Below are 6814 nucleotides of genomic sequence, written 5' to 3'. Positions count from 1 at the left end.
GTTGGGGCGGGGTGGGGGCTCGCCGCCGCGGCCTGCCCGCCGGCCCTTGTAGGCTGGCGCGGTTGCCGATCCCGAGCCCCCATTCCGGAGACCGTGACTACCACCGCCTCGTCCGCACCGCATTCCTCGCACCACCTCTCGCCCGCCTTCCCCGGCCGCGCCCCCTGGGGCACGGCGGGCAAGCTGCGCGCCTGGCAGGAGGGGGCGATGGAGGAGTACCTGCGGCGCCAGCCGCGGGACTTCCTGGCCGTCGCCACCCCCGGCGCCGGCAAGACGACGTTCGCGCTGACCCTGGCCTCCTGGCTGCTGCACCACCACGTCGTCCAGCAGGTGACGGTCGTCGCCCCCACCGAACACCTGAAGACCCAGTGGGCCGAGGCCGCCGCCCGGATAGGCATCCGGCTCGACCCGGAGTACAGCGCCGGCCCCCTGAGCCGGGACTACCACGGCGTCGCCATCACCTACGCCGGCATCGGGGTGCGGCCGATGCTCCACCGCAACCGCTGCGAGCAGCGCAAGACCCTGGTCATCCTGGACGAGATCCACCACGCCGGCGACTCCCGGTCCTGGGGCGAGGCGTGCCTGGAGGCGTTCGAGCCGGCCACCCGGCGGCTGGCGCTCACCGGCACCCCGTTCCGCTCGGACACCAACCCGATCCCGTTCGTCTCCTACGGGGAGGACGCGGACGGCATCCGCCGCTCCGTCGCCGACTACACCTACGGCTACGGCAACGCGCTGGCCGACGGCGTGGTCCGGCCGGTCATCTTCCTCTCCTACAGCGGCAGCATGCGCTGGCGCACCAAGGCCGGGGACGAGATCGCCGCCAAGCTGGGCGAGCCGATGACCAAGGACGCCACCTCCCAGGCGTGGCGCACCGCGCTCGACCCCCGGGGCGAGTGGATGCCGGCGGTGCTCGCCGCCGCCGACCGGCGGCTGACCGAGGTGCGCAGGTCCATCCACGACGCCGGCGGCCTGGTGATCGCCACCGACCAGGAGTCGGCCCGCGCCTACGCCAAGCTGATCCGGGAGATCACCGGCACCTCGGCCACCCTGGTGCTCTCCGACGACTCGGGCGCCTCGGGGCGGATCGAGGAGTTCCGGGGCGGCGAGCAGCGGTGGATGGTCGCCGTCCGGATGGTGTCCGAGGGCGTGGACGTGCCCCGGCTGGCGGTCGGGGTCTACGCCACCACCATCGCCACCCCGCTGTTCTTCGCCCAGGCCGTGGGCCGCTTCGTGCGCTCCCGGCGGCGCGGCGAGACCGCCTCCGTCTTCCTGCCCACCATCCCGACGCTCCTCGGGTTCGCGCACGAGCTGGAACTGGAGCGCGACCATGTGCTGGACAAGCCGAAGAAGGACGCCGAGGAGGACCCGTACGCGGAGGAGGCCGCCCTGCTCGAGGAGGCCGAGCGCGAGCAGAACGAGCCCGACGGCGAGCAGGACCAACTCCCCTTCGAGGCCCTGGAGTCCGAGGCCGTCTTCGACCGGGTCATGTACGACGGCGCCGAGTTCGGCATGCAGGCCCACCCCGGCAGCGAGGAGGAGCAGGACTACCTCGGCATCCCCGGGCTGCTCGAACCGGACCAGGTGCGGCTGCTGCTCCAGAAGCGGCAGTCCCGGCAGATCGCGCACAGCAGGCGCCGCCCCGACGAGGAGGCCGACCTGCTCGAGGTCCCCGCGGAGAACCGGCCGGTGCTCAGCCACAAGGAGATGATGGAGCTGCGCCGCGAGCTGAACTCCCTGGTCGGCGCCTACTCCCACCAGACGGGCAAGCCGCACGGCGTGATCCACACCGAGCTGCGCCGGGTCTGCGGCGGCCCGCCGAGCGCCGAGGCCACGGCGGGGCAGCTGCGGCAGCGGGTGCAGAAGGTCAGGGAGTGGGCCACGCGCATGCGGTGACCGAGACCCCCTCGCCTATCGCTCGGTCATTTCTCCCAGAACAGTCCAAATCCTGTCGTGGTTGCTCGGATTTTGGACGTCCTCTTCCGGTAACCGGTGCTGATCGATAAGTTTCCGGACACGCGCACACTCGGTGGCAGAGTCGCCCCGGTGCGCAGCGGCCAGTGATCCGTCTCACCTGCCATGTCCTGTGATGGCATCCCGTGCGCGCTGCCGAACGGGACGAACGGCACGCACACCGCTGACCCGGAAGGGGGCGCCGTGACCGCGGAGACCTCTCAGACGCTCGACCGAGGACTGCGTGTCCTCAAGCTGCTCGCCGAGTCCGACCACGGGCTGACGGTCACCGAGTTGTCGCGCCAGCTCGGCGTGAACCGGACCGTGGTCTACCGGCTGCTCGCCACCCTGGAACAGCACTCCCTGGTCAGACGGGACGCGGGCGGCCGCGCCCGGGTCGGCGTCGGGGTGCTCGGCCTGGGCCGCCAGGTGCATCCCCTGGTACGGGAGGCCGCGCTGCCGGCCCTGCGCGCGCTCGCCGAGGACGTCGGCGCCACCGCCCACCTGACCGTGGTCGACGGCACGGACGCCCTGACCGTGGCCGTGGTGGAGCCGAGCTGGACCGACTACCACGTGGCCTACCGCACCGGCTTCCGGCATCCACTCGACCGCGGCGCCGCGGGGCGCGCCATCCTCACCGGCCGCTGCAAGGACATCAACGACGAGGACGGATTCGTGCTCACCCGCGGCGAGTTGGAGGCCGGCGGCTCGGGCGCCGCGGCCCCGCTGCCCAGGGACTGCGGCATCGAGGGCAGCGTCGGCGTGGTCATGCTGAGCGAGGCCGTGCCGCCCGAGGTCGGGCCCCGGGTGGTTCGGGCCGCCGAAGAGGTCGCCGCCGTTCTGCGTTAGATTCGCTGCATGCCCGCTGCCCCCGCCGCGCCCCAGGACCCGGTCGCCGTCAAGACGCCGCGCCGCGGCCGCCGCCCGCTGACGCTCGTCCTGTGCGGCGCGCTGGTGGTGGCGCTGTTCGCGGTGGTGGCGATCGTGCCGCTGCCGTTCTCGGTGACCTATCCGGGGTCGACCGCCGACGTCCTCGGCGAGGCGGAAGGGCAGCCGGTGATCACCGTCTCCGGCGCCCCGGTCCGCGAGACCGAGGGCGAGCTGCGGCTCACCACCATCGTGGCCACCGGCCCCGACGCCACGATCCGGCTCTCCGACGTGATCAGCGGCTACTTCGCCGACGACCGCGCCGTCATGCCCCGCAGCTCCGTCTACCCGGTGGGCGACTCGACGCGGGAGATCCGCGAGCACAACGCCCAGCAGATGCGGGAGTCGCAGGACACGGCGGCGGCCGCGGCCCTGTCCTACCTCGGCATGGACGACTCGGACGTCTCGGTCGAGCTCAATCTCCCCGACGTCGGCGGCCCGAGCGCCGGCCTGCTCTTCTCGCTCGGCGTCGTCGACCTGCTGGCCGGCGACGGGCGGGGCGGCGACCTCACCGGCGGCCGGGTGATCGCCGGCACCGGCACCATCGAGGCGGACGGCACGGTCGGCCCGGTGGGCGGCGTGCCGCTGAAGACCAGGGCGGCGGCCCGCGACGGCGCCACCGTCTTCCTGGTGCCGCGCGACGAGTGCTCCGACGCCCAGGCCGACCTGCCCGACGGGCTGCGGCTGATCCCGGTCACGACGCTGAGCGGCGCGGTGGACGACCTGCGCGCGCTGGCGGCCGGGGAGTCCGTGCCGAGCTGCTAGGACCTGTCGCGGCCCTGGGCCCACTCCGCGGGCCCGGTGCCGCCGATCTTTCCCCGACTGCCCCAACCGCCCCCGCGAGTGCAGGTCGCGGGGGCGGCTTGTGGGGGGTGGTGTAGGTACAGATTCCCCGGCGCGGCCCTTTCACGCTGATCGGCCGGAAATTGCTGCGGTACACCGTGCGAATCCGGCGGTCGAACGCGGGAAATCCTCATGTCCTGCACACCATGTAGCGGAAATCGGGCCGATTCCGGGTCGGCTTGGTGAAGCGGAGAGGGATTTCTGTACAGTCTGGCCCGCGAGAAGGGGGCCACCGCATGGCAATCGACGAACTCGACGCGCGACTGATCGAACTGCTGGCCAGGGAGCCGCGGATCGGCGTGCTCGAGGCGTCCCGGCGGCTCGGCGTCGCCCGCGGCACGGCCCAGGCCAGGCTGGAGAAACTCCAGACGGCAGGCGTCATCCGGGGGTTCGGCCCGGACGTGGATCCGGCGGCCATCGGCTTCCCGGTCACCGCCTTCGCCACGCTGGAGATCACCCAGGGCCGGGGCGAGGAGGTGCGCCGCCACCTCGGCGGCGTCCCCGAGGTGCTGGAACTGCACACCATCACCGGCCAGGGCGACATGCTCTGCCGCCTGGTGGCCCGCTCCAACGCCGACCTCCAGCGGGTGATCGACCGGGTCGTCGGCTTCCCCGGCATCGTGCGCTCGTCCACCGCGATCGTGATGGAGAACCCCGTGCCGCTGCGGGTGATCCCGCTGGTGCGGCACGCGGCGGCCGGCGGCGCCTGACCCGGCCCCTTCAGGACGCCGCCTCGCCCGGCTCCTCGGCTCTGCCGGGGATCAGCAGGCCTCGTAGTTCGTCCTCCACGTCGCCGGAGTCGCCCTCCGTGCCCGGCGGCACCACCCGCAGGGTCCGCTCGAGCCACGCCGAGAGCGGCACCGCCGGCACGTGCAGCAGCGCCTCGCCGTCGGGTGAGCGCAGCGACAGGCAGATGATGTTCCGGCCGGCCGGCTTGGCCGGCCAGACCCGTACGTCGCCCTCGCCCGAGGGCCGGAAGACCCCCTCCACCAGCAGGTCCCTGGCGAAGGTCCAGTGCACCGGGACGTCGGAGCCCAGGTGGAAGGTGATGTGTACGGCATAGGGATCGTCGGACCGGTACACGAGCCGAGCCGGCACCGGAACGCTGCGCTCAGGCGAGAGCACCAACTGGAGGTCCAACTCCCGCTCGATGATCGTGTGCATGGGATGCGCCCTTCTCTGTGCGGTCCTGCGTGGGGAGAGAGGGGCCGGGCGGTGTTTCATTACGCGACTTCGCGAGATTCGTTCCGGCGGCTTCCGGTGGTGCCCGCGACGGTGCCCGCGACGGTGCCCGCGACGGGCTACGGGCTTACGACGCGCCACCGGCACCCTGACGCGCGGCGTGCCCGGGCGATATTCGATGGACCGCCGGCCGCCCCCCTCGCACAGTGATCCGGTGACCTCGCCAACTCCCGCCTTCCTGCCCGGCCTCCAGCTCTCCCGCCTGCTCTACGAGGAGGCCGTGCGCCCCCTGCTCGACGAACACCTCCCCGGTCTGCCGTACGCCGCCGCCCGGATCGGCCCCGGCTCCGAGGTGCTCGGCTTCGACACCGCCCGCTCGGCCGACCACGAGTGGGGCCCGCGCCTCGAACTGTTCCTGCCCCCCGACGACGCGGCCGAGCACGCCGCCGAGTTGGCGCGGCTGTTCGCCCACCGGCTGCCCAAGGCGGTGCGCGGCTGGCCCACGAACTTCCGCCCCTCCGCCTCGCCCCGCGACCCGGTCGGGCTGATGGCGCCCACCGAGGGGCCCGTCGCCCACCGGGTGACGGTGACCGACGTCGGCTCCTGGCTCGCCGACCGCGGCCTCGCCGCCGAGCCCACCACGACGGACTGGCTCGCCATGCCGTGGCAGCGGCTCGCCGAGACCACCGCGGGCGCCGTGTTCCACGACGGCGTGGGGGAGTTGACCGAGGCCCGGGCACGGCTGGCCTGGTATCCGGACGAGACCTGGCGCTGGCTGCTCGCCTCCCAGTGGCAACGTCTCGCACAGGAGGAGGCGTTCCCGGGGCGCTGTGCCGAGGTGGGGGACCACCTCGGGGCGGCGGTGGTCACCGGCCGGCTGGTCCGCGATCTGATGCGGCTGTGCCTGCTCTACGCGCGCCGCTACCCGCCCTACGCCAAGTGGTTGGGGAGCGCCTTCGCCGGGCTGCCGATCGCCGCCGAGTTGGCGCCCGCGCTGCGCGGCGCGCTCGCGGCCACCGGCGCCGCGCTCCGCGAGCGGCACCTCTGCCATGCCTACGAGCGGGTCGCGGCACTCCACAACGCGTCCGGGTTGACCGCGCCGCTCGATCCGGCCCCGCGGCCCTATCACAGTCGGCCGTTCCTGGTGCTCGACGCGGGCCGGTTCGCGACGGAGTTGGTGGACACGCTCACCGATCCGGCGCTGCGGCGGGCGCCCTTGACCGGTTCCGTCGACCAGTGGGCCGACAACACGGACTTCCTCGGGCACCGAACGGCGGCGCGCGCCGCGATTCACGCGTCGATAGAGCGATACGACACGTGGGAACCGGACGGTGTTCGTTAAGGTCCTTCTCGGACAGACTGGAATGACGCTGGCCGCCTGCGACGTACCATGCTTACCCGCAGTCGCGACCAGAAAGCACGGACGAGGAGATTCGGACCGCATGAGCTCCCCACCCGCGGAAGGCGCCAGCGGCGGCCCGGGGCCCAACTGGTATCCGGACCCGTCCATTCCCGGCTACATCCGGTACTGGAACGGCACCACGTGGGTGCCGGGCAGCAGCCGGCCCGAGCCTCGGGAGGGCGAGCCGGTCCCCACCCCGCCGACCGGTGCCGGGACGGTGCCGCAGGCGCCGACGCCGGCGCAGGCTCCGCCCAAGGACGAGACACAGCCCTTCTTCTTCGACGAGGACCCATCGCCGACCGGGCCGGCCGACTCCGGCCCGCAGGTGGCGCACTCCGGGGACCAGCGGGTCTCCTGGGGCTCCGACGAGGACGTCAGTCCCTCGCCGGCGTCGGCGGCCGGGCGGATCGACCCGCGCGGCCAGTTCCGTCGCACCCCGGCCGAGGGCGCCCCGGCCGCCGAGCCGACGCCCGGTCAGGTGCCGACCCCCGCCGGGACCCCCACGCC

General features: G+C 73.3%; 7 protein-coding genes. 6 read left to right on the top strand and 1 reads right to left on the bottom strand.

The annotated features are described in order from the left end of the window. Positions 1–93: 93 nt before the first annotated feature. The 4 genes from E1283_RS28955 to E1283_RS28940 all read left to right on the top strand — a co-directional run bounded on the left by E1283_RS28955 (position 94) and on the right by E1283_RS28940 (position 4433). Positions 94–1896 (top strand): DEAD/DEAH box helicase, encoded by a 1803-nt coding sequence (locus E1283_RS28955; RefSeq protein ID WP_132821130.1) that lies wholly within the window; start codon positions 94–96, stop codon positions 1894–1896. Between the two features lie 261 nt (positions 1897–2157). Next, positions 2158–2802, top strand: coding sequence for an IclR family transcriptional regulator (locus E1283_RS28950; protein ID WP_132821129.1), 645 nt, complete (start codon positions 2158–2160; stop codon positions 2800–2802). Between the two features lie 9 nt (positions 2803–2811). Then, positions 2812–3645 (top strand): YlbL family protein, encoded by an 834-nt coding sequence (locus E1283_RS28945; protein WP_132821128.1) that lies wholly within the window; start codon positions 2812–2814, stop codon positions 3643–3645. Between the two features lie 314 nt (positions 3646–3959). Continuing rightward, a complete protein-coding gene (locus E1283_RS28940; protein WP_132821127.1) occupies positions 3960–4433 on the top strand; it encodes an Lrp/AsnC family transcriptional regulator in 474 nt (157 codons plus the stop codon). Positions 4434–4443: 10 nt separating this feature from the next. Here the strand turns inward: E1283_RS28940 and E1283_RS28935 are convergent, their stop codons facing one another. After that, entirely contained in the window at positions 4444–4887 is a 444-nt protein-coding gene (locus E1283_RS28935; RefSeq protein WP_132821126.1) for an SsgA family sporulation/cell division regulator, read from the bottom strand. Positions 4888–5119: 232 nt separating this feature from the next. Between E1283_RS28935 and E1283_RS28930 the strand changes: the two genes are divergently transcribed. After that, positions 5120–6247: a DUF4037 domain-containing protein gene (locus E1283_RS28930; protein ID WP_132821125.1), complete on the top strand. Its 1128-nt coding sequence runs from the start codon at positions 5120–5122 to the stop codon at positions 6245–6247. Between the two features lie 100 nt (positions 6248–6347). Continuing rightward, on the top strand, positions 6348–6814 hold a 467-nt coding region (locus E1283_RS39135), incomplete at its 3' end, for a DUF2510 domain-containing protein (protein ID WP_243745183.1).

This window comes from Streptomyces hainanensis (genome assembly GCF_004348415.1).
Taxonomy (GTDB): Bacteria; Actinomycetota; Actinomycetes; order Streptomycetales; family Streptomycetaceae; genus Streptomyces; species Streptomyces hainanensis.
This window is presented reverse-complemented; position numbering and strand designations above follow the sequence as displayed.